Here is a 21,853-nt window from a genome sequence, read left to right as displayed (position 1 = left end):
ATTGCCCCCGAAGCCCCTTTGGGACGGCGGAAAAGCCGTGACAGAGGGGCTTTTGTCATTTTATTGTCACAATTTCCTCATCTAATACGCACTATCCAGTGCGAATGAGGGGACAATGTGACCAATGAATGAACGTCAGGTATTAATTGTTGATGATGAGTTTGCCATTCGCGACATGTTGCGCATGGCGTTGGAAATTGCGGGATTCCGCTGTCTGGAAGCGGAGAATATCCAGGATGCCTTCACCTTGATCGTCGACGAGCGACCCGATATGGTGCTGCTGGACTGGATGCTGCCCGGCGGCAGCGGCCTGGAGCTGCTGCGGCGCCTGAAACGCACCGATACCACCCGCGACGTGCCGGTGATCATGCTGACTGCGAAGACTGCTGAAGACAACGTCATCCAGGGCCTCGATGTGGGCGCTGATGACTATATTACCAAGCCGTTCGCGCCGCGTGAGCTGATCGCCCGCATCAAGGCGCTGATGCGTCGCTCCGCGGGTGGGGATGAGCAGGATCGCATCCAGGTGGCGGAACTGGTACTCGACGGCGAAAGCCGACGTATCTTCCTGCTGGATGAGCCGGTCGATATGGGGCCCACGGAGTTCAATCTACTGCAGTTTTTCATGTCACACCCCGAGCGCGCCTATACCCGCAGTCAATTGCTCGATCAGGTCTGGGGCGCCAACGTTTACGTTGAGGAACGCACGGTGGACGTGCATATCCGCCGCTTGCGCAAGGCGCTGCAAACCCCCCAGGCCGATTACAGTGACCTTGTGCAAACGGTTCGTGGTACCGGCTATCGCTTCTCTGCCCGCGGCGTTCCCGCGCGGTGAGTCCACAGGCTGCCTGGCTGGCAGAGTTGCGCCGGCTGGTTGTACTGGTTGCTGCGGCACTGGCCGTGGGCTGGCCGCTGGGCCTGTCCTGGGAGTTACTTTCCGTAGTTCTGCTTGTGCTTGCCACGCGCTGGCTGTGGCAGATGCGTCGCTTGCTGCACTGGCTTGCGGACCCCGCGATTGAACCCCCGGAGGCGCTGGGGTTCTGGGGGGAGATGTACGACCGTCTGTACCAGCTACAGCGCAAAGCGAGGGAGCGCGAGAGTGATCTGCGTTCACGCCTGGATTACCTGCAGGATTCACTGTCATCGATGCATGATGGCGCCATCATGATCACAGCCGCCGGTTCGATCGAGTGGAGCAATCATGCCGCCCAGCGCCTGTTGGGACTGCGCTATCCGACAGACCGCGGCCAGGCGCTGCTGAACCTGGTGCGCTTGCCCGCCTTTCACCGCTACTATATTGCGGGCGCCTTCGATGACCCGCTGCAACTGCGCATGCAGGGAGAGCGCGAGCAGACGCTGCAGTTTGCCATCACGCTTTTCGGCAACGGTGACCGCCTCGTTTTCGTGCGCGATGTGACCAAGGAGGCGCATTTGGAGCAGATGCGGCGCGATTTCGTGGGCAACGTTTCGCATGAGCTGCGCACGCCGCTGACGGTCATCAAGGGCTACCTCGAGATGATCCTGGCGAATGCGCAGCAACTTGAGGCACGCTTTCGGCGCCCGCTGGAACAGATGTCACAGCAGACCGAGCGCATGGAGAATTTGCTCAAGGACCTGCTCTGGCTGTCGCGCCTGGAGAGCGTGCGCACGCAGGCTCGGCGCGAGCAGGTCGATATCGCGGGCCTGCTACAGGATCTTGCGGATGAGCTGAGAACCTTGTACCCCGAGCGCACGCTGTCGCTGCAGCTGGACACCCGGGAAAAGATTCCCGGTGACTACCGCGAGTTGCACAGCGCGGTCTCCAATCTCATTCTCAACGCCTTCAAGTACAGTAAACATGACAGTTCGGTGACAGTTTCGTGGCGGCAGCGTGACGATGAGCTGTTGCTGGCGGTGGAGGACCAGGGCATTGGCATTGATGCTCTGCACATTCCGCGGCTCACAGAGCGTTTTTACCGCGTTGACGACAGCCGCTCGTCGGCTACCGGGGGTACAGGGCTGGGCCTGGCGATCGTCAAACACATCGCTGCCGGGCACCGTGCGGAGCTGCGCATTGCCAGTATACTGGGCAAAGGCAGCACCTTTACCCTGGCTTTTCGGCGCTGACGTGCGCCCGACATGCGATTGTCATAATAGTGTCACATCTTGGCGGTACTGTGTGCCTCGTCCAATTCCGCTATACACAGGAGTGCTTTATGTCGATCAAACAGTGGCTGAGAAAGTCGGTAGCAGTGGCGGGAGCCAGCGCTTTCGTTGTGGGCATGGCGCCGGTTGCATTGGCCGAGCTGGATCCCGGTCTCAAGGACTACGAAATTGCCAGTGGCGTGTCCGGTAACCTCTCCAGCATCGGCTCCGATACGCTCGCCAACCTGATGACACTGTGGGCTGAGGATTTCAAACGCGCCTACCCCAACGTCAACATCCAGATTCAGGCCGCAGGCTCGTCCACGGCGCCGCCGGCGCTGACTGAGGGCACCGCCAATATCGGCCCGATGAGCCGTGACATGCGCGACAAGGAGATCGAGGCCTTCGAAACCCGGTATGGCTACAAGCCGACTGCAGTCCCGGTCGCTATCGATGCCCTCACGGTATACGTGCACAAGGACAACCCGATCGAGGGCATGTCGATTGCCGAGGTGGACGCCGTATTTTCCTCTACGCGTAAATGCGGCGCAGCGCAGGATATTGGCCAATGGGGGCAACTGGGCCTTGGCGGTGCCTGGGAGGGCCGTGATATGCAGTTGTTCGGTCGCAACTCCGTTTCTGGTACCTACGGCTATTTCAAGACCGTAGGACTGTGCAAAGGCGACTTCAAGAATAGCGTCAATGAGCAACCCGGATCGGCCTCGGTGGTGCAGTCGGTATCCACGTCTATCAATGGCATCGGCTATTCGGGTATCGGTTACCGCACCTCCAGCGTGCGTACGGTGCCGATCAGCAAGACTCAGGGCGGGCCCTACTTCGAAGCAGATGTAGAAAACTCAATCTCCGGCCGCTACCCATTGGCGCGGTTTCTCTACGTTTATGTGAACAAGGACCCGAACAAGCCGCTGTCGCCGCTGGAGCGCGAGTTCTTCAAGCTGGTGTTCTCGCGCCAGGGTCAGGATGTTGTGTTGAAAGACGGTTACATTCCGCTGCCCGCGGCAGTCGTGGACCGTTACAGTCAGCAATTGGGCCTGTAAGGCATGAAAATCGCCGGGCGGGCTGCTTGCAGCCTGCCTGGTGCCGACAATCGCCGATCGAGTGATTCTGTCTTGACTAAATTGAGCGAACACGTGTCTCCCTTTACACCCCGCTGGAGACATTTTAAGGATCGCGCCGCCACCGTGTCCGTCACGGCGGGCGGCGCTAGCGTACTGATCGCTATCCTGCTGATTTTCTTCTATCTGCTCTACGAAGTGCTGCCCCTGTTCGGCAATGCCTCGATAGAGAAGCGTACCGAGGTGGCCTCACCCTTTGCATCCGCGCCGTTGTATCTGGCCGTGGAAGAGCAGACGGAAATGGGCTTTGCGGTGTTTGCCGACGCGCGCGGCAGTTTTTTCCAGTTGGACAGCGGGCGCGTTGTTCTCGAAGCGGACCTGGCCGCTGACCTGGGGCCGGTATCTGCGGTGGCAGAAGAGAGCGCTGGCAAGCGTTTGCTGGCGGTCGCCCACACCTCTGGCGCGGTGTCGCTGCACACGCATGAATACCGCCTCAGTTACCCGGGTGGCGAGCGCCTGATTACGCCGCGGGTTGAGCGTCTCTATCCCGAGCTTGCCATTCACATCGGCGAGGGCCCCACGCAGAAGTTGGCGGTGGGCGACAATGACGACGCTCTGGTGATCGTAGCCCAGGATGCCACGGGCGTCTTGCACGCTCAGCGCTACAACCGTGCCGAGAATTTCCTGACCGGCGAGGTGAGTTTCGATCTGGAAATACTGCCCTTGCCAACGCTCGCGGGCGAGACGACGGATTTTCATATCGACGAAAATCTGCACTGGCTCTACCACATCGACAGCAAGGGTGGCTTCGCCGTTATCAACCTGCGGCAACGTGACGGGACCGGCAAGCTCGAGGTGGCGAGCCGTGGTGAACTGTTTTCCGGCGGCGGCCAACTGAGCGGCAGCGCCATGCTGCTGGGGGGCATTTCCCTGCTTGCCGCCTCCGACCGCGCCGAGCTGGTGCAGTATTTCATGGTCCGCGACGGAGAGGGTGGGCACCGCCTGCAGCGCATCCGCGAATTTGAGACGGACGGTGTCAGCATCGCCACGCTGTTGCCTGAACATCGCCGCAAGGGGTTTGTGGCGCTGGGCCGGCAGGGCGAAGTGCAGATCTATCACACCACATCGCATCGGCGCCTGTTGAGTGAAAGCGCATTGCCCCTGGGCGCGGGCGCAGCCGCTATTTCCCCGCGTGCTGACGCGCTGCTGCTGGTGGACGCCGATGGTAGCTTGCGCAGCTGGCACATCGATAACGAACATCCGGATGTCTCCTGGTCGGCGCTGTGGAGCGAGGTGTGGTACGAAAGCTACGATGAGCCGGCTCACGTGTGGCAGTCCTCCGCCTCGGATAATGACTTCGAGCCCAAGTACAGTTTTGCGCCGCTCGCCTTCGGCACGCTGAAAGCCGCGTTCTACACCATGATGATTGCCGCGCCGTTGGCGATTTGCGGTGCCATTTACACGGCCTATTTCATGGCGCCGGCCCTGCGGCGCAAGGTCAAGCCGGTGATCGAGCTCATGGAAGCGTTGCCCACCGTGATTCTCGGTTTCCTCGCCGGCCTCTGGCTGGCGCCCCTGATAGAAGACAAGCTGACCGCCGTGGTCACCCTGATGCTGGCGCTGCCTGTTGGCGTGATTCTGTTCGCCTTTCTCTGGTCACGCCTGCCACTGGCGATTCGCGCCCGGTTACCCGACGGCTGGCATGCCGCAGTGCTGGTTCCGGTGGTTTTGTTCATCGGTTACGCCAGTTTCGCCAGTAACGACATGCTGGAGCTGTGGTTCTTTGCCGGTGACATGCGCGGCTGGATCACCACGGAACTGGGCATCTCCTTTGATCAGCGCAACGCGCTGGTGGTCGGTATCGCCATGGGTATGGCCGTTATCCCCACGATTTTCTCGATTGCGGAGGATGCCATTTTCTCGGTGCCCAAGCATTTGAGCTATGGCAGCCTGGCGCTGGGGGCGACCCCCTGGCAGACCTTGGTGGGTGTGGTTATTCCCACGGCCAGCCCGGGTATTTTCTCCGGCCTCATGATCGGCCTGGGCCGCGCGGTGGGTGAGACGATGATCGTGCTGATGGCGACGGGCAACACGCCGATCATGGATGCCAATATTTTTGAAGGCATGCGTACGCTGTCGGCGAATATTGCGGTAGAGGTACCGGAAGCCGAAGTGGATAGCACGCACTATCGTGTGCTGTTTCTGGCTGCCTTTGTGCTCTTCATGTTCACCTTCATGGTTAACACCGTGGCCGAGCTGGTTCGGCAGCGGTTGCGCATCAAGTACGGGTCACTTTGATGAACAGGATGATCAACGAGCAGGAACTTCACAGCGACCGCGCTCCCGGTGTTGGCAAATGGTTGCGCGGCGGCGATCCGCTGATATGGCTCAACGGCGCCGCGGTGAGTGTGAGTGTCATTGCGGTGGTGGGTCTGCTGCTGCTGCTGGCTGTGCGCGGACTGAGCCATTTCTGGCCGGCGGATGTGCTGGCGGTGTCCGTCAGCTACCAGGGGCAGACCCGTGAACTGTTGGGTGAGGTCGTCGAACAGGTTGAAGTCCCGGGTGCCCAGTTGCGCGAGGCCGGTTTTGAACTGCAGGGCCCGGGGCCGTTCTTTCAGCGTACACTGATGAAGCAGGGCAACCGTGATTTTCTCGGCACGGACTTCACCTGGCTTATCGATGAGCAGTTCGGCCCCCGACGTTATCCTCTCGACGTGATGGTCGTGGAACGCCTTGAGTGGGGCAACTTCTACGGCTACCTGCGCGCCGTTAGCCGGTTCGGCGAAGACCCGGTGACCGTTGTTGAGCACGGCGAGGCGGCGACCCTGGAGGCATTGCAGGCCTTGATTGTCGACACCGTTGCGGTGCGCGAGGAAATCCACGATATCGAGCAGGGCGAGATTGGTGCCATCAACTACGAGTTGGAGCGCCTGCGTCTGCGCGAGCGCGGGCTCGAGCTGGAGGGGCGACTGGATGCGGCGGCCCAGGCCGACCTGGCGAGCAAGCGGGCAGAGCAGGAAGCCAGTTTCCGCGCCTTGCAGGAGCAACTCTACACACTGTACGACAGCATAAAAGACCACAGCTATAGCGCCGAGCTGGCTGATGGTCGCGTGGTGACCTTGCCTATCGCCAAGGTGGTGCGTGCCTACCAGCCCAATGCCATGAACGTGTTCGCCAAGATAGCAATGTATGTCGAGCACCTCTGGGAATTTCTCTCCGAGCCGCCGCGCGAAGCCAACACCGAGGGTGGCGTGTTCCCGGCCATGTTTGGCACGGTGTTGATGGTGATTCTGATGTCCATCATCGTCACGCCTTTCGGTGTTGTGGCGGCGGTGTATCTGCGTGAGTACGCCAGTCAGGGTTTTGTCACGCGTACAATACGCGTGGCAGTGAACAACCTGGCCGGGGTGCCCTCCATTGTTTACGGTGTTTTTGGCCTGGGCTTTTTTGTCTACTTTGTGGGTGGCGAGCTGGACCAGCTGTTTTTTCCGGCTTCGCTGCCGCGTCCAACCTTTGGCACGCCAGGACTCATGTGGGCGTCGTTGACGCTGGCGTTGCTCACCCTGCCGGTGGTTATCGTGGCGACTGAGGAGGGGCTGGCGCGTATTCCCTCCACCGTGCGCGAGGGGTCTCTCGCGCTGGGTGCGACCCGCGCGGAAACACTGTGGCGGGTGGTATTGCCCATGGCCAGCCCGGCCATGATGACCGGCCTTATTCTCGCCGTTGCCCGCGCGGCAGGGGAGGTCGCGCCTTTGATGCTGGTCGGCGTGGTGAAGCTCGCACCCACGCTGCCGCTGGACGGCAACTACCCTTATCTCCATCTCGACCAGAAGTTCATGCACCTGGGCTTTCATATTTATGACGTCGGCTTCCAGAGTCCGAACGTGGAGGCAGCGCGCCCGCTGGTGTATGCAACAGCATTGTTGTTGGTGTTGATCATCGCCCTGCTCAATCTGGCCGCCGTCAGTTTGCGCAACAGGCTGCGCGAACGCTACAAGTCACTCGAACACTAAACAGGAACCTGTTATGCAAACCCACGCTTTGGATATCCAGGCACTGAAACGTGATCAGGCACCGTCTGCGGGCCCGGCAGGGCCGGCGGAAACCAGCCTGCGCATGGAAAACCTCAATCTGTTCTATAACCAGAACTCGCAGGCGCTGTTTGATATCAACCTGGAGATACCTCGTCAGCGGGTAACGGCGTTTATCGGCCCCAGTGGCTGTGGCAAGTCCAGCCTGCTGCGTTGTATCAATCGCATGAATGACCTGGTGGATGGTTGCCGGGTGCAGGGCCGCCTGCTGCTGGACAATGAGGATGTCTACGATCGCCGCGTTGACGTGGCCGCGTTACGCCGTCGTGTTGGCATGGTATTCCAGAAACCCAATCCGTTCCCGAAGAGCATTTACGAAAACGTGGCGTACGGTTTGCGTATTCAGGGCATCAACAAGAAGCGTGTGCTGGATGAGGTGGTTGAAAAATCCCTGCGCGCAGCGGCCCTCTGGGATGAAGTCAAGGACCGTCTGCACGAGAGCGCGCTGGGCATGTCCGGCGGTCAGCAGCAGCGCCTGGTGATTGCCCGCACCATTGCCGTGGAGCCGGAAGTGCTCTTGCTGGACGAGCCGGCATCGGCACTGGACCCCATCTCCACGCTCAAGATCGAAGAACTGATCTATGAGCTGAAGTCGCGCTACACCATCGTGATCGTTACCCACAATATGCAACAGGCTGCTCGCGTGTCGGATATGACTGCGTTTATGTACATGGGCAAATTGATTGAGTACGACGATACCGATACTCTGTTCACCAACCCGGAACAGAAGCAGACCGAGGATTACATCACCGGCCGCTACGGCTGAGGACAACGCCATGCTCCATCAGGACAGCTACAAGCAACACATCTCCGCCCAGTTCAACGCCGAATTGGAGTCAGTCAAAAACCACCTGCTGGAAATGGGCGGGCTGGTAGAGCAGCAGATTGGCAAGGCGGTTGAATCCCTGTTGAATCGCGACAGCGGCCTTGCGGAAGAGGTCATCGCCGGTGACGAACAGGTCAACGAACTGGAAATCAACATCGATGAAGAGTGCTCACGCATTCTCGCCAGGCGCCAGCCGGCCGCCAGCGACCTGCGTCTGGTGTTGGCGATTTCCAAGGTCACCACCGACCTTGAGCGCATCGGTGATGAGGCGAGCAAAATTGCGCGCCAGGCAGTGAAAGCAACGGAAGAGGGCTCTGCAAACACCAGCAGCTTCGTCGAGATTCGCCACATCGGCAATCACGTGAGCGATATGTTGCGACGAGCACTGGATGCGTTCGCCCGCCTGGATGTCGATATGGCGGTGCAGACGGTCATCGCGGACAGGGAAGTCGACTCCGAGTACGCGAGTGCCATGCGCAGCCTCGTGACCTTCATGATGGAGGATCCGCGGACCATTGGTCCGGTGTTGGGCCAGATGTGGTCTCTGCGCAGCCTCGAGCGAGTGGGTGACCACGCGAGCAACATCGCAGAGCATGTCATCTATCTGGTCCGCGGCCTCGACGTACGACATGTAGAGCCGGATGACCTTGTGGCGCAGGTTGAAGAGCACCAGTAGTCCGCTTCCTCAGCGCGCAAGACGTCGCCGCTGTCATGAAAATGTCATAAATATCGCATAATATTGACATTTAAGTGTCATGCGCGGCGGCGCAGGCACAGGCAGACGAGGAACAATCATGAACAGACTCTCCTTGGGGTTGGCAGTCGCCGCCGCATCTCTTGCTTCTGTGGTTTCCCCCGAAACGGCTATCGCGGCGGTCAGCGAGGCCGACTTCGCCCGGCTGCAGGCGCAGATGGCGGGCCTGATGGCCCGCGTGGCGGCGCTGGAAGAAGAGAACGCGGAGCTGCGCGAGAATACCGCGAATGCCGTGTCCGAGATCCGCCTCACCCGTGAGCAGGTGGCTGCGGTGCCGCAGCGCGCAGCGCCCCCGGGTGCCGAGGATACCCTGCAGTTTTCCGGTGACTTCCGCTACCGCTACGAAGAAATTGATATCGGCCAGCGCGTTGTGCGCTCGCGTCATCGTGTGCGAGCGCGGGCGGGGTTTGTTGCGCAGTTACCACAGGATGTGCAGGTTGGGCTGAGAGTGGCGGCGGGGAATGATTCGCCGGTGTCCGGCAACGCCACCCTGGGTGGTGGCGGCCAGAGCAAGGACCTGTATCTGGATCAGGCCTGGGCGACATGGCGACCTTTTACGGGCGCTTACGCGACGGTGGGTAAAATGAAAAACCCCATGTATCGTCCCGAGGGCTCGGGCCTGCTCTGGGACTCGGATTACACGCCAGAGGGTATTGCCCTGGGCTGGGCAAATGACGTGGTGTTCGTGAATGCGGTTGCACATGCGCTCGACAGTGACAGCGCGCGCACCAACAGCGCGTTCTACTACGGCGTGCAGTCCGGCTTCACGCTGGCACTCGGCGACACCCTCGGCCTGACGGCGGGCGGTGGCTATATCGATATGCCGGTCAAGGGCAAGAACACCTACTACGGTAGCTTCGACGTGTTCTTTGGCAACAGTTTCAGCTGTGACTCGATCCTGCTCACCTTCTGTACCTATGACAACAACTACGAAGAGCTCGAACTCTTTGCAACGCTGGATATCGATGGCCTGGGTATGCCTGCCGCCGTATACGGCCATTACGCGCAGAACCTGGATGCAGACGACGAGGATACCGCCTGGTCGGCGGGCGCGCGTCTGGGCAAGGCCAGCGCTGCGGGCAGCTGGCAAGTCGCCTACGAGTTCGCGTCGATCGAGGCGGACTCCCTGCTGGCGCTGCTCAGTGACTCGAACATCGGTGGCGGTGGCACGGATGTGCGCGGTCATAAGCTCGGTGCCGTGTTTGCAGTGGACAAGCAGTGGCACGTCGGCCTGACGGTGTTCGTCGACAACGAAACCCTGAGCAGTCGTTTCGATGACCCGATTGATTACGACCGGGTGATCTTCGACACGTCCTTCAAGTACTGATCCCCGCAGACAGCGCCTGGCGCGACACGGGGGCGATGCGCTTGTGGTGCCACGCCAGTGCAACCGCGTTGCGTTGCCCGGCGTGGCTTGAGTACAATACGGGTCTCGGCATTTCGGCCGATGCGTCTGCGTCCCCTTCGTCTAGTGGTCCAGGACACCGCCCTTTCACGGCGGGAACAGGGGTTCGAACCCCCTAGGGGACGCCATTTATCGGAACTGCTCATGAGTCGTTACTGGAGTGACGTGGTTCGGCGTCTCACGCCTTACGTGCCCGGCGAGCAGCCGCGGCACCCCCGTCTGATCAAGCTCAATACCAACGAGAGCCCTTACCCGCCGTCGCCACGCGTGCTGGAAGCCATTCACGAAGTGGATGGCGATGCCTTGCGGCGTTATCCTGATCCGGAGTCTGTGGCGCTGCGCGCGGCATTTGCCAGCGCAACAGGTTTACAGCCGGAACAGGTATTCCTGGGCAATGGGTCTGACGAGGTGCTGGCGCACGTGTTCATGGGTTTGCTGCAACACGATGCGCCCTTGTTGTTTCCCGATATCAGCTACAGTTTCTATCCCGTGTGGTGTGATCTTTACGGCATCGCTGGCGAGGGTGTGCCGCTGCGTGATGATTTCAGTATTGCAGTTGAAGATTACGCGCGGCCCAACGGTGGCATTATCCTGCCCAATCCCAACGCCCCCACGGGTGTGCTGCTGGGGCTTGGCGACATACGTCGACTGCTGAAGGCCAATTCCCACAGCGTTGTGGTCGTCGATGAAGCCTATATTGACTTCGGCGGCGAGTCGGCGGTGGCCCTGGTGAATGAGCATGACAACCTGCTCGTGGTGCAAACCCTGTCCAAGTCGCGGGCACTCGCCGGCTTGCGTGTGGGTGTGGCGTTTGGTCACGCGGACTTGATTGACGGCCTGCAACGGGTCAAGAATTCCTTCAATTCCTACCCGGTCGATGCCGTGGCGCAGCGCGCTGTGCTGGCGTCGCTAGCGGATGAAGACTGGTTCCGAACCTCCTGCGACAAGGTGATTGCCAGCCGCGCCCGCCTTACCGCCGGGCTGGAACAGCTCGGCTTTCAAGTGTTGCCCTCGAGTGCAAATTTCGTATTTGCTGCGCCAGCACCGCAACATGATGCGCAGGCGTTGTTTCTGGCCCTGCGGGAGCGTGGGATCATCGTGCGGCATTTCAACAAGCCGCGGATCTCGAACTTCCTGCGTATCAGTGTTGGTACCGATGCGCAGTGCGAGGCTCTGCTTGAGGCGCTGTCGGAGTTGCTCGCCGACGATTGCGCCTAGACGGGTTGCAGCTGCCGCGACGCCCGCCGCTTCGCAAGCCCAGGTTGAGCGTGGGTGAACGGCTCAGCGGCGCTGCAGGATGACGCTGCCGATGCTGTATCCCGCACCAAAGGAGCACAGCACGCCGAGGTCGCCGGGGGAGAAGTCCGCGCGATGCTTGTGGAAGGCAATGACGGACCCGGCTGAACTGGTATTGGCATATTCGTCCAGAATGGTGGGGGCCTCTTCCGCCGTTGCGTCGCGCCCCAGCACCTTGCGCGAAATCAACTGGTTCATGCTCAGGTTGGCCTGGTGCAGCCACAAACGCTTGAGTTGTTCGGGCGCGATGTCCAGACGTTGCAACTGCTCGCTGATCTGCCGCGCTACGGCCGGGCATACCTCTTTGAACACCTTTCGTCCTTCCTGCACGAACAATTTGTCGGGCTTGCCAACGCCCTCTTCAGCGGCGCGGTTGAGGAAGCCAAAATTGTTGCGGATGTTGTTGGAAAACAGCGTTTGCAGCCGGCTGTCCAAAATACGGTAGGTCTCGCTGGCGGAGGCGCAGTCAGCCCGCTCCAGAATAATCGCAGTGCACACGTCGCCGAAAATGAAATGCGAGTCGCGGTCGCGAAAGTTGAGGTGACCACTGCATATTTCCGGGTTCAGAATCAGCACGCAACGCGCGCTGCCGGCGTTGATGCTGTCGCGCGCCTGCTGGATCCCGAAGGTGGCCGATGAGCAGGCCACGTTCATGTCAAAGCCGAAGCCCTCGATACCCAGCGCGTCCTGCACCTCCACGGCAATGGCGGGGTAGGCGCGCTGGAGGTTGGAGCAGGCAACGATAACGGCATCAATGTCGGCTGCCTGCTTGCCGGACTGGGCCATCGCCTCACGCGCGGCGGCGACGGCGATGTCGCACTGCACGGAGGGGCTGCTGTCGGGCCGCTCGGGAATTCTCGGCACCATACGCTGGGGGTCCAGAATGCCCGCCTTGTCGATCACGTAGCGCGACTTGATGCCGGAGGCCTTTTCCACAAATTCCGCGGAGGAGGGCTGCATGGGCGCAATCTCACCCGCAGCAATGGCAGTGGCATTTTCTGCGTTGAACTGTGCGACCCAGGTGTTGAATGATTCGACCAGCTCCGCGTTGCTGATGGACTGCGTGGGCGTGAACAGCCCGGTGCCGCTGATGACAACCTCGCTCATGACGTACGGATTTCCTGTTGCGTGACGTTAATGGATGAGTGTAACCAAAAAAGGCCGCAGGAGGGCGGCCTTTTTCGCGGTAACAACGGGCTCTAGCCGCGTTTGTCCAGCGCGACGAAGTCCCGCTGCGGGTGCCCTGTGTAGAGCTGGCGCGGGCGACCGATACGGTAGCTGCCGCTGATCATCTCGTGCCAGTGTGCAATCCAGCCCACGGTACGGCCGACGGCAAAGATCACCGTGAACATGCTGGTCGGGATGCCGATGGCCTTGAGAATGATACCGGAATAGAAGTCCACGTTGGGGTAGAGCTTGCGCTCGATGAAATAGGGGTCTTCCAGCGCGATCTGTTCCAGGCGCTTGGCAATGGCCAGCAGTGGATCGTTGTCGATGCCAAGCTCCGCCAGTACATCGTCCGCCGCTTCCTTCATTACCTTGGCACGCGGATCGAAGTTCTTGTAGACACGGTGGCCGAAGCCCATGAGGCGGAAGGGGTCGTCCTTGTCCTTGGCGCGCGAAACAAATTCGTCGATGCGCGATACATCGCCGATTTCCTCCAGCATTTCCAGTACCGCTTCGTTGGCGCCACCGTGGGAGGGACCCCAGAGCGCAGCGATACCCGCGGCGATACAGGCAAACGGGTTGGCGCCGGAGGAACCTGCCAGGCGCACGGTCGAGGTGGAGGCATTCTGTTCGTGATCGGCGTGCAGGAGGAAGATGCGGTCCATGGCGCGCGCCAGAACCGGGCTCACATTGCTGGGCTCGCAGGGGTTGCCGAACATCATATGCAGGAAGTTTTCCGCGTAGCCCATGTTGTTGTCGGGATACATGAAGGGCTGGCCGATGGAGAATTTGTAGCTCATGGCGGCGAGCGTGGGCATTTTCGCAATCAGGCGAAATGCGGCAACCTGACGGTGGTGCTCGTCGGAGATGTCCAGCGAGTCGTGATAAAAGGCGGACAAAGCGCCGACAACGCCGCACATGACGGCCATCGGGTGCGCGTCGCGGCGGAAGCCGTTGAAAAAGGTGCGGATCTGCTCATGCACCATGGTGTGGCGCTTGACCGTGCTGACAAACGTATCTTTCTGCTCAGCGGTCGGGAGCTCCCCGTACAGCAGCAGGTAGCACGTCTCGAGGTAGTCGCTGTGTTCAGCCAGCTGATCGATGGGGTAGCCGCGGTGCAGGAGTACGCCCTGGCCGCCATCGATATAGGTGATTTGCGATTCACAGGCCGCGGTGGAGACAAACCCCGGATCGTAGGTGAACATGTCCCTGGAAGTGAGTGCGCCCACGTCGATCACGTCTGGACCGAGGGTGCCGGAGTACACGGGGAGTTCAATGGTTTCGTCCAGCCCGTCTACTTTCAGGGTTGCTTTTTTGTCGCTCATGAAAGGTCCTGCGATGTGGTTCTGTGGGGTGCCCAACTATAAAGTCTCGACAGCTTTTGTCAATTGATCTGGGTCTATTTGCCAGTATCCTGAGCGTTTTGGTCGCTAAAGTCCCGGATCACGAAGCCCGAAGATCGGCGACGTTCGCGGCGCGCTCACCGGCTCTCCCCGCTGCGGGTACAGGTTTGTAATTAGAAACGCATCCCTCTATAATTCTGCGCGCTTTCTCCGCACGAATTTTGCGAAAAGCAGCAGCGCCAGGCCGCCCCGGCTGGCCCCATTTAATCGCCCTTTGTGGCGTCCGTAACGGTGGAAACTGAACTGTGAAAGACAAACGTCCCGTGAACTTGGACATCGGCAGCATGCGGCTCCCCATAACCGCATGGGCATCGATCACCCATCGCGCCTCCGGTGTTTTTCTCTTTTTCGCCATGGTCTTCCTGGTGTGGGCCCTCGACATGAGCCTGCGCAGCCCTGAGGACTTTGCCGTGCTGCAGGATACGCTGACCGGTCCGCTGGCCAAGCTGATTCTGTGGGCCATAGTGGCAGGGCTGATCTACCACGCTCTGGCGGGCATCAAGCACATCATCATGGATTTCGGCATCGGCGAGAGCTTTGAGGGGGGCGCCCTTGGCGCTCGCCTGGTGATTGGTCTGTCGGTTGTATTGACGCTGCTGGCGGGGGTTTTGATATGGTAACTGCAGTCACGAGTTTCGGTCGTTCAGGCACAGCCGACTGGCTGGTGCAGCGTGTCAGTGGTGTCATTTTGCTGGCCTACTTCCTGTTCATCGGTTGGGTGGTTGTCAGCGGTGTGGATTACGCCAGCTGGAAGAGCCTGTTTGGACAAACCTGGGTGCGCGTTTTCAGCCTGATGGCGCTGTTGTCGCTGGCGGCGCATGCCTGGATCGGCTTGTGGGCAGTCGTGACCGACTACCTGACTGAGCGCATGATGGGGACAACGGGCAATGTGTTGCGTATATCGTCACAGTTGGCGATAGCACTGGTGCTTTTTGTGTATGTGGTTTGGGGCGTGCAGATCCTCTGGGGATATTGAGTTATGACAGCATTGCGAACGATTTCTTTTGATGGCGTGATTGTTGGCGGCGGCGGAGCCGGCATGCGGGCCGCGCTGCAACTGGCGCAGTCCGGCTACAAGACCGCGGTAATTTCCAAGGTGTTCCCCACGCGCTCCCACACGGTGTCTGCGCAGGGTGGCATCACCTGCGCTATTGCCAGCGCCGATCCGAACGACGACTGGCGTTGGCACATGTATGACACGGTCAAGGGTTCCGATTACATCGGCGACCAGGACGCGATCGAGTATATGTGTAGCGTGGGCCCGGAGGCCGTGTTCGAGCTCGAGCACATGGGGCTGCCCTTTTCCCGTACGGAAGAGGGCCGCATCTACCAGCGTCCTTTCGGCGGCCAGTCCAAGGGGCCGGACGACCCCACCCAGGCGGCGCGCACCTGCGCGGCAGCGGACCGCACCGGTCACGCACTGCTGCATACCCTCTATCAGGGTAACGTGAAAAACAACACCGTTTTCTTCAATGAGTGGTACGCCACCGATCTGGTGAAGAACCAGGACGGCGCCGTGGTAGGGGTTATCGCCATCTGCATGGAAACCGGTGAAACGGTATACGTGAAGTCCAAGGCTACTGTCTTCGCCACTGGTGGCGCAGGGCGCATCTACGCTTCCACCACCAACGCCCACATCAATACCGGTGACGGCATCGGCATGGCGCTGCGCGCCGGCTTCCCGGTGCAGGACATCGAAATGTGGCAGTTCCACCCGACCGGCATTTACGGTGCCGGTACGCTGGTCACCGAAGGTTGCCGCGGTGAGGGTGGCTACCTGATCAACAAGGATGGCGAGCGTTTCATGGAGCGTTACGCGCCGAACGCCAAGGACCTCGCCGGCCGGGACGTGGTTGCGCGCTCCATGATCCTCGAGATTATCGAAGGCCGCGGCTGCGGTCCTGAGGCGGATCACGTGTTCCTGAAGCTCGACCACCTCGGTGAGGAAGTGCTTGAGTCGCGTCTGCCCGGTATCTGTGAGTTGTCGCGTACGTTTGCACACGTGGATCCGGTGAAGGCGCCGATTCCTGTCGTGCCGACCTGCCACTACATGATGGGGGGTATCCCCACCAACGTGCACGGCCAGGCCCTGACCGTGGATGCGCAGGGTAACGACCAGATCATCCCGGGCCTCTACGCCTGTGGCGAGGTTGCCTGTGTGTCTGTGCACGGTGCCAACCGCCTGGGTGGCAACTCGTTGCTTGACCTCGTGGTATTCGGTCGCGCCTCTGGCCTGTTTATTGAGAATGCGCTGCGCGAAGGTATCGAGATGCGCGATGCCTCCCAGGGCGATATCGAGCAGGGCATGGCCCGCTTGCGCCGCCTTGACGAGGCCACCGGCAGCGAGAAGTTCCCCGACCTGCGCAAGGAGCTGCAGAACGTCATGCAGAACCACTTCGGCGTATTCCGCAAGGGCGAGTTCATGCAGGATGGCATTCGCAAGCTGGCTGACCTGCGCGGCCGCATTGAAGGTGCAGCCTTGACCGACCGCAGCAGCACCTTCAACACGGCGCGTATTGAGGCACTGGAACTGCAGAACCTGCTGGAAGTGGCCGAGGCAACCGCGATTACCGCAGAGGAGCGCAAGGAGAGCCGCGGCGCGCACGCCCGCGACGACTTCCAGGAGCGCGACGATGAAAACTGGCTCTGCCATTCCATGTATTACCCGGAAGACAAGCGAGTGGGCAAGCGCGATGTAAACTTCAAGCCACGCACCGTGCCCACATTTGAGCCGAAAGCCCGTACGTATTAAGACTGTGTAGCTACCCAGAGGTCACTAACATGCTGCAAGTAAGCATTTATCGTTACAACCCGGAAACTGACCAGCAGCCCTACATGCAGGATTTCCAGTTCGACACCGAAGGCAAGGACCTGATGGTGCTGGACGTGTTGGAACAGCTCAAGGCGCAGGACAGCTCGGTTACCTATCGTCGCTCATGCCGCGAGGGTGTGTGCGGTTCTGACGGGCTCAACATCAACGGCAAGAACGGTCTGGCCTGCATTACGCCGCTGTCCGCCACGGTGAAGAACAACAAGCTGGTAGTGCGCCCACTGCCCGGCCTGCCAGTGATTCGTGATCTGGTGGTCGACATGAGCATGTTCTACGCGCAGTACGAAAAGATCCAGCCGTACCTGCAGAACAACACGCCGGCGCCGGCCATTGAACGCCTGCAGTCCCCGGAGGACCGCGCCAAGCTGGACGGTCTCTATGAGTGCATCCTGTGCGCTTGCTGCTCCACCAGCTGCCCCTCGTTCTGGTGGAACCCGGACCGCTTTATCGGCCCGGCCGGCCTGCTTCAGGCCTATCGCTTCCTGGCTGACAGCCGCGATACGGCAACCGATGAGCGCCTGTCGCGTCTGGACGACCCGTTCAGCGTTTTCCGTTGTCATGGCATCCAGAACTGTGTCAATGTGTGCCCCAAGGGTTTGAACCCGACGCGGGCTATTGGTCACATTCGTACTATGCTGTTGACTCGGGCAACCTGATTACGAACGCGGTGCTATCAGCCGGAACACCACCGGCCTAATCCAATCCCGGAAGGGTATGATGCAAGAGAGTCCGATGGAGCTCCTGAAAAGGAGCTCCCATATTGCCGGCGGCAACGCCACCTATGTAGAGGATTTGTACGAATCCTACCTCCGGGATCCCAACGGCGTTCCGGAACAATGGCGGGATTACTTCGACAAATTGCCTCGCGTCAGCTCCTCTGTGGCGCAAATGCAGGACGTGCCGCACTCCACCATCCGCGACCGGTTTGCGCAGATCAGCAAGATGCGGGTGCGCACGGAAGCGACCGTGGCCCACGATTCGCAGGCCACCGAGTACGAGCGCAAGCAGGTCAAGGTGGTACAGCTCGTGTCCGCTTATCGCCAGCGTGGTCATCAGAAGGCAAGTCTGGACCCGCTCAGCCTGCACGTGCGGGATCCGGTACCGGACCTCGATCTGTCGTTCCACCAGCTGTCTGCGGCGGATCTGGACACGGTGTTCCAGACCGGCAGCATGTACATCGGCAAGGCCGATGCCACCCTGGGCGAGATCGTCGACTCGCTGGAGGCGACCTATTGCAACACGATCGGTGCCGAGTTCATGCACATCGTGGATACCGAGCAGCGTCACTGGATCATGAAGCGCATGGAGTCCGTGCGTTCCGCACCGGCTTTTTCCGATGATATACGCAAGCAGATCCTGCGCCGGCTGATCAAGGCAGAGGGGCTGGAGAAGTCCCTCGGCTCAAAATACCCGGGGACCAAACGTTTTGGCCTCGAGGGCGGTGAGTCGCTCATCCCCATGCTCTCGGAGATGGTTCAGCGCATTGGATCCTATGGTGCCAAGGAAATCGTCATCGGCATGGCCCACCGCGGCCGCCTCAACGTGCTGATCAACATTTTCGGCAAGAAGCCCTCGGACCTGTTTGCCGAGTTCGAGGGACGCGTCGTCTACGACAAGTCTGGTGACGTAAAGTATCACCAGGGCTTTTCCTCGAACCTGATGACCTCCGGTGGCGAGGTGCATTTGGCGCTGGCATTCAACCCCTCACACCTGGAGATCGTATCCCCGGTGGTAGAGGGTTCCGTGCGCGCGCGCCAGGACCGCCGCGAGGACTCGGCCGGGGATACCGTTGTGCCGGTGGTTCTCCACGGCGATGCGGCATTTGCCGGGCAGGGCGTGGTGATGGAGACATTCCAGATGTCCCAGACGCGTGCCTACAAAACGGGGGGCACACTGCACATCGTCCTCAACAATCAGGTGGGCTTTACCACCAGTGATCGCGAGGATGCGCGCTCCACGGAATACTGCACCGACGTTGCCAAAATGGTGCAGGCGCCGATTTTCCACGTCAATGCGGACGACCCTGAGGCGGTACACTTCGTTACCCAGCTGGCGGTGGATTTCCGCAATACGTTCAAGCGCGACGTGGTGGTCGATCTCGTGTGCTATCGCCGGCGCGGTCACAATGAGGCCGATGAACCCTCGGTGACCCAGCCGCGCATGTACGAGCGCATCCGCAAGCAGCCGACAACACGCGACCTGTACGCGGCAAAGCTGGTTGAAAACGGTGTCCTCAGTGCCGAGGAAGACGAGTACCTCGTCAATGAATACCGCGAGTCGCTGGATCGGGGTGAGCCACTGGTCAGCGGCCTGGTGTCCGAGCCCAACGTCAGCCTGTTTGTTGACTGGAATCCCTATCTGGGCCATGAGTGGACGCTGCACTGCGACACCCGCATGGACATGCATGCATTGCAGCAGCTGGCGCAACTGACCAACACGCCGCCGCCCAGCTTTCCCCTGCAGCGCCAGGTGAGCAAGATTCTTGAGGACCGCCGCAAGATGGCGGCGGGCGCCATGTCACTGAACTGGGGCGCCGCAGAAACCCTGGCCTACGCCAGCCTGCTTCAGGCCGGTTACCCGGTGCGCCTCACAGGTCAGGATGTAGGCCGTGGCACTTTCTCGCACCGTCACGCAGTGCTGCACAACCAAAAGGATGCTTCTCGTTACGTGCCCCTGCAGCATATCAGCGATGAACAGGCCCCTTTCGATATCTACGACTCCCTGCTGTCGGAGGAGGCGGTGCTCGCCTTCGAGTACGGCTACGCCACCACGTCGCCCACCGGGCTGGTGATATGGGAAGCGCAGTTCGGCGACTTCGCCAATGGCGCGCAGGTTGTGATCGACCAGTTCATTACCAGTGGTGAGCACAAGTGGTCGCGTCTTTGCGGCCTCACCATGCTCCTGCCGCACGGTTACGAGGGGCAGGGCCCGGAGCACTCCTCAGCGCGTCTAGAGCGTTTTCTGCAGCTCTGTGCAGAGCACAATATCCAGGTGTGTGTGCCCACCACCCCGGCGCAGGTGTTCCACATGCTGCGGCGTCAGGCCATCCGGCCGCTGCGTAAACCGCTGGTGGTGATGTCGCCAAAGAGCTTGTTGCGGCACAAGGAAGCGGTTTCCTCATTGGAGGATCTCGCGAACGGGCACTTCCACAACGTGTTGGATGACTCCGACGACCTCGACAAGGCCGCGGTCACCCGCCTTATTCTCTGCAGCGGCAAGGTTTACTACGACCTGCTTGCCGCTCGCCGCGAGCGCGGCCTTGAGAATGTGGCACTTGTTCGGCTCGAGCAGCTTTATCCGTTCCCCGAGGCAGAGCTGCTGCAGGTGCTCGGAAACTACCCCAACGTCACCGACGCCGCCTGGTGCCAGGAGGAACCCCAAAATCAGGGGGCCTGGTATTCCAGCCAGCATCACATGCGGCGTGTGATGTATGCCCACAACCCCGATGTGTATCTGCGCTACGCGGGTCGGGAACCCTCTGCGGCACCGGCGGCGGGCTATATGGCCCTGCATCTGGCGCAGCAGGAAGCGTTTATCAACGATGCCCTGGCACCGACCTGGCTCGAAAAGAACCAGAACTAGCACTTTCCAAAGGAACCGAAATGGCTATCGAAATCAAGGCCCCAGCATTCCCCGAGTCCGTTGCCGACGGGGAAATTGCCACCTGGCACAAGCAGGAAGGGGAGGCGGTCTCTCGCGACGAACTGATCGTGGAGATAGAGACCGACAAGGTGGTGATGGAAGTGGTGGCTCCGGAGGACGGGGTGATCAGCAAGATCCACGCGGCCGAAGGTGAGACCATCCAGAGCGAGCAGCTGCTTGCGACGCTGGAAGCGGGCGCATCGGCGAGCGCTTCACCCAAGGCGGAAAAGGCAGACAAGGCGTCTGACAAAGCCGCCGACAGCGCCGATGAACAGGACAGCGACGAGGCAGATGCCCTGATGGGTCCGGCCGCGCGGCAGCTGGTTGCCGAGCACAAACTCGATCCCGCCAGCATTGCCGGCACGGGCAAGGGCGGTCGTATCACCAAGGAAGACGTGTTGGCGCACCTGAAAGACAAGCCGGCACCTGCCTCTGCAGCGCCCGCCAGCCCGGCCAAGGCCAGCGCCAGCAAAGACAGCATGCCGCAGGTGCCCGCCGGCCCGACCGGTGAACGCGTAGAGAAGCGCGTGCCGATGACGCGCATGCGTGCCCGCATTGCCGAGCGCCTGCTGGAAGCCACGCACGGCACCGCGATGTTGACCACGTTCAACGAGGTCAACATGGCCCCCGTCATGGCCCTGCGCGAGAAATACAAAGAGCAGTTCGAGAAAGTGCACAACGGCACGCGCCTGGGCTTTATGGGTTTCTTCGTCAAAGCCTGCTGCGAGGCGCTGAAGCGATTCCCCGAGGTCAATGCATCCATCGATGGTACCGACGTGGTATACCATGGCTATCAGGACATCGGTGTCGCGGTCTCCGCGCCCGGCGGACTGGTGGTGCCGGTATTGCGCGATGCTGACTTCATGAGCCTGGCAGATGTGGAGGCGGCCATTCGCGACCTCAGCCTGCGCGCCCGCGACAGCAAGCTGACGATTGATGACATGACCGGTGGCACGTTCACCGTCACCAACGGCGGCGTGTTCGGGTCGCTGATGTCGACACCGATTCTGAACCCCCCCCAGACGGGGATTCTGGGCATGCACAAGATCCAGGAGCGGCCCATGGCCGTCGATGGTGAAGTGGTGATACTGCCCATGATGTACCTCGCGCTGTCCTACGATCACCGCCTGATTGACGGCAAGACGGCGGTACAGTTCCTGGTGGCAGTCAAGGACCTGATCGAAGATCCGGCCCGCATCCTGCTGCAGCTGTAAGCACTCGACGGGAATAGGAAAGACA

General features: G+C 60.6%; 17 protein-coding genes and 1 tRNA gene. 16 read left to right on the top strand and 2 right to left on the bottom strand.

Annotated features, from left to right (window positions below; translation table 11 throughout):
• Positions 1-124 precede the first annotated feature (124 nt).
• From phoB to hisC, 10 genes are all read left to right on the top strand, one after another.
• Positions 125-835: a phosphate regulon transcriptional regulator PhoB gene (phoB, locus tag EGJ68_RS11855; protein WP_027948333.1), complete on the top strand. Its 711-nt coding sequence runs from the start codon at positions 125-127 to the stop codon at positions 833-835.
• Complete coding sequence (gene phoR, locus EGJ68_RS11850) at positions 832-2,106, top strand: phosphate regulon sensor histidine kinase PhoR (RefSeq protein WP_123034716.1); 1,275 nt, start codon at positions 832-834, stop codon at positions 2,104-2,106. Before phoB ends, phoR begins: the two co-directional genes overlap by 4 nt.
• Before the next feature lie 89 nt (positions 2,107-2,195).
• Positions 2,196-3,182 carry a PstS family phosphate ABC transporter substrate-binding protein gene (locus tag EGJ68_RS11845; RefSeq protein ID WP_123034715.1) on the top strand — a complete coding sequence of 329 codons (987 nt, stop codon included), beginning with the start codon at positions 2,196-2,198 and terminating at the stop codon, positions 3,180-3,182.
• Between the two features lie 144 nt (positions 3,183-3,326).
• The gene (locus tag EGJ68_RS11840) at positions 3,327-5,498 is read left to right on the top strand and encodes an ABC transporter permease subunit (RefSeq protein WP_233248781.1); all 2,172 of its coding nucleotides are present in this window, start codon (positions 3,327-3,329) and stop codon (positions 5,496-5,498) included.
• The gene (pstA, locus tag EGJ68_RS11835; protein WP_233248780.1) at positions 5,498-7,213 is read left to right on the top strand and encodes a phosphate ABC transporter permease PstA; all 1,716 of its coding nucleotides are present in this window, start codon (positions 5,498-5,500) and stop codon (positions 7,211-7,213) included. Before EGJ68_RS11840 ends, pstA begins: the two co-directional genes overlap by 1 nt.
• Positions 7,214-7,226: 13 nt before the next feature.
• Positions 7,227-8,057 carry a phosphate ABC transporter ATP-binding protein PstB gene (gene pstB / locus EGJ68_RS11830; protein WP_123034713.1) on the top strand — a complete coding sequence of 277 codons (831 nt, stop codon included), beginning with the start codon at positions 7,227-7,229 and terminating at the stop codon, positions 8,055-8,057.
• Positions 8,058-8,067: 10 nt separating this feature from the next.
• Entirely contained in the window at positions 8,068-8,793 is a 726-nt protein-coding gene (phoU, locus tag EGJ68_RS11825) for a phosphate signaling complex protein PhoU (RefSeq protein ID WP_123034712.1), read from the top strand.
• Positions 8,794-8,911: 118 nt separating this feature from the next.
• Entirely contained in the window at positions 8,912-10,198 is a 1,287-nt protein-coding gene (locus EGJ68_RS11820) for a putative porin (protein WP_158283633.1), read from the top strand.
• A 130-nt stretch (positions 10,199-10,328) separates the two neighbouring features.
• Positions 10,329-10,404: transfer RNA gene (locus EGJ68_RS11815), tRNA-Glu, on the top strand.
• A 16-nt stretch (positions 10,405-10,420) separates the two neighbouring features.
• Positions 10,421-11,494: a histidinol-phosphate transaminase gene (gene hisC, locus EGJ68_RS11810; RefSeq protein WP_123034710.1), complete on the top strand. Its 1,074-nt coding sequence runs from the start codon at positions 10,421-10,423 to the stop codon at positions 11,492-11,494.
• 63 nt (positions 11,495-11,557) lie between these two features.
• Here the strand turns inward: hisC and EGJ68_RS11805 are convergent, their stop codons facing one another.
• Positions 11,558-12,679, bottom strand: a complete 1,122-nt coding sequence (locus EGJ68_RS11805) for a beta-ketoacyl-ACP synthase III (protein WP_123034709.1) — start codon at positions 12,677-12,679, stop codon at positions 11,558-11,560.
• Between the two features lie 92 nt (positions 12,680-12,771).
• Positions 12,772-14,064, bottom strand: coding sequence for a citrate synthase (gene gltA, locus EGJ68_RS11800; RefSeq protein WP_123034708.1), 1,293 nt, complete (start codon positions 14,062-14,064; stop codon positions 12,772-12,774).
• 323 nt (positions 14,065-14,387) lie between these two features.
• Here gltA and sdhC point away from each other — a divergent pair, with 323 nt between their 5' ends.
• The 6 genes from sdhC (at position 14,388) to odhB (ending at position 21,828) form a co-directional block, all read left to right on the top strand.
• Positions 14,388-14,762 (top strand): succinate dehydrogenase, cytochrome b556 subunit, encoded by a 375-nt coding sequence (sdhC, locus tag EGJ68_RS11795; protein ID WP_123034707.1) that lies wholly within the window; start codon positions 14,388-14,390, stop codon positions 14,760-14,762.
• Positions 14,756-15,118 (top strand): succinate dehydrogenase, hydrophobic membrane anchor protein, encoded by a 363-nt coding sequence (sdhD, locus tag EGJ68_RS11790; protein WP_123034706.1) that lies wholly within the window; start codon positions 14,756-14,758, stop codon positions 15,116-15,118. Before sdhC ends, sdhD begins: the two co-directional genes overlap by 7 nt.
• A 3-nt stretch (positions 15,119-15,121) precedes the next feature.
• On the top strand, positions 15,122-16,894 hold the full coding sequence (sdhA, locus tag EGJ68_RS11785; protein WP_123034705.1) for a succinate dehydrogenase flavoprotein subunit: 1,773 nt from the start codon (positions 15,122-15,124) through the stop codon (positions 16,892-16,894).
• A gap of 29 nt (positions 16,895-16,923) precedes the next feature.
• Complete coding sequence (locus EGJ68_RS11780; protein WP_027948319.1) at positions 16,924-17,628, top strand: succinate dehydrogenase iron-sulfur subunit; 705 nt, start codon at positions 16,924-16,926, stop codon at positions 17,626-17,628.
• Positions 17,629-17,704: 76 nt separating this feature from the next.
• Positions 17,705-20,554: a 2-oxoglutarate dehydrogenase E1 component gene (locus EGJ68_RS11775; RefSeq protein ID WP_123034704.1), complete on the top strand. Its 2,850-nt coding sequence runs from the start codon at positions 17,705-17,707 to the stop codon at positions 20,552-20,554.
• 20 nt (positions 20,555-20,574) lie between these two features.
• Positions 20,575-21,828, top strand: coding sequence for a 2-oxoglutarate dehydrogenase complex dihydrolipoyllysine-residue succinyltransferase (gene odhB, locus EGJ68_RS11770; protein WP_123034703.1), 1,254 nt, complete (start codon positions 20,575-20,577; stop codon positions 21,826-21,828).
• Positions 21,829-21,853 lie beyond the last annotated feature (25 nt).

Origin of the sequence: Haliea alexandrii (assembly GCF_003719295.1) — a bacterium.
Taxonomy (GTDB): domain Bacteria; phylum Pseudomonadota; class Gammaproteobacteria; order Pseudomonadales; family Halieaceae; genus Haliea; species Haliea alexandrii.
This window is presented reverse-complemented; position numbering and strand designations above follow the sequence as displayed.

What these genes read in the sequence shown, in the direction of transcription:
- phoB (WP_027948333.1), top strand. Translation starts at nt 125, where the DNA reads ATGAATGAACGTCAGGTATTAATTGTTGATGATGAGTTTGCCATTCGC.
- EGJ68_RS11845 (WP_123034715.1), top strand. Translation starts at nt 2,196, where the DNA reads ATGTCGATCAAACAGTGGCTGAGAAAGTCGGTAGCAGTGGCGGGAGCC.
- pstA (WP_233248780.1), top strand. Translation starts at nt 5,498, where the DNA reads ATGAACAGGATGATCAACGAGCAGGAACTTCACAGCGACCGCGCTCCC.
- pstB (WP_123034713.1), top strand. Translation starts at nt 7,227, where the DNA reads ATGCAAACCCACGCTTTGGATATCCAGGCACTGAAACGTGATCAGGCA.
- phoU (WP_123034712.1), top strand. Translation starts at nt 8,068, where the DNA reads ATGCTCCATCAGGACAGCTACAAGCAACACATCTCCGCCCAGTTCAAC.
- EGJ68_RS11820 (WP_158283633.1), top strand. Translation starts at nt 8,912, where the DNA reads ATGAACAGACTCTCCTTGGGGTTGGCAGTCGCCGCCGCATCTCTTGCT.
- hisC (WP_123034710.1), top strand. Translation starts at nt 10,421, where the DNA reads ATGAGTCGTTACTGGAGTGACGTGGTTCGGCGTCTCACGCCTTACGTG.
- EGJ68_RS11805 (WP_123034709.1), bottom strand. Translation starts at nt 12,679, where the DNA reads ATGAGCGAGGTTGTCATCAGCGGCACCGGGCTGTTCACGCCCACGCAG.
- gltA (WP_123034708.1), bottom strand. Translation starts at nt 14,064, where the DNA reads ATGAGCGACAAAAAAGCAACCCTGAAAGTAGACGGGCTGGACGAAACC.
- sdhD (WP_123034706.1), top strand. Translation starts at nt 14,756, where the DNA reads ATGGTAACTGCAGTCACGAGTTTCGGTCGTTCAGGCACAGCCGACTGG.
- sdhA (WP_123034705.1), top strand. Translation starts at nt 15,122, where the DNA reads ATGACAGCATTGCGAACGATTTCTTTTGATGGCGTGATTGTTGGCGGC.
- EGJ68_RS11780 (WP_027948319.1), top strand. Translation starts at nt 16,924, where the DNA reads ATGCTGCAAGTAAGCATTTATCGTTACAACCCGGAAACTGACCAGCAG.
- EGJ68_RS11775 (WP_123034704.1), top strand. Translation starts at nt 17,705, where the DNA reads ATGGAGCTCCTGAAAAGGAGCTCCCATATTGCCGGCGGCAACGCCACC.
- odhB (WP_123034703.1), top strand. Translation starts at nt 20,575, where the DNA reads ATGGCTATCGAAATCAAGGCCCCAGCATTCCCCGAGTCCGTTGCCGAC.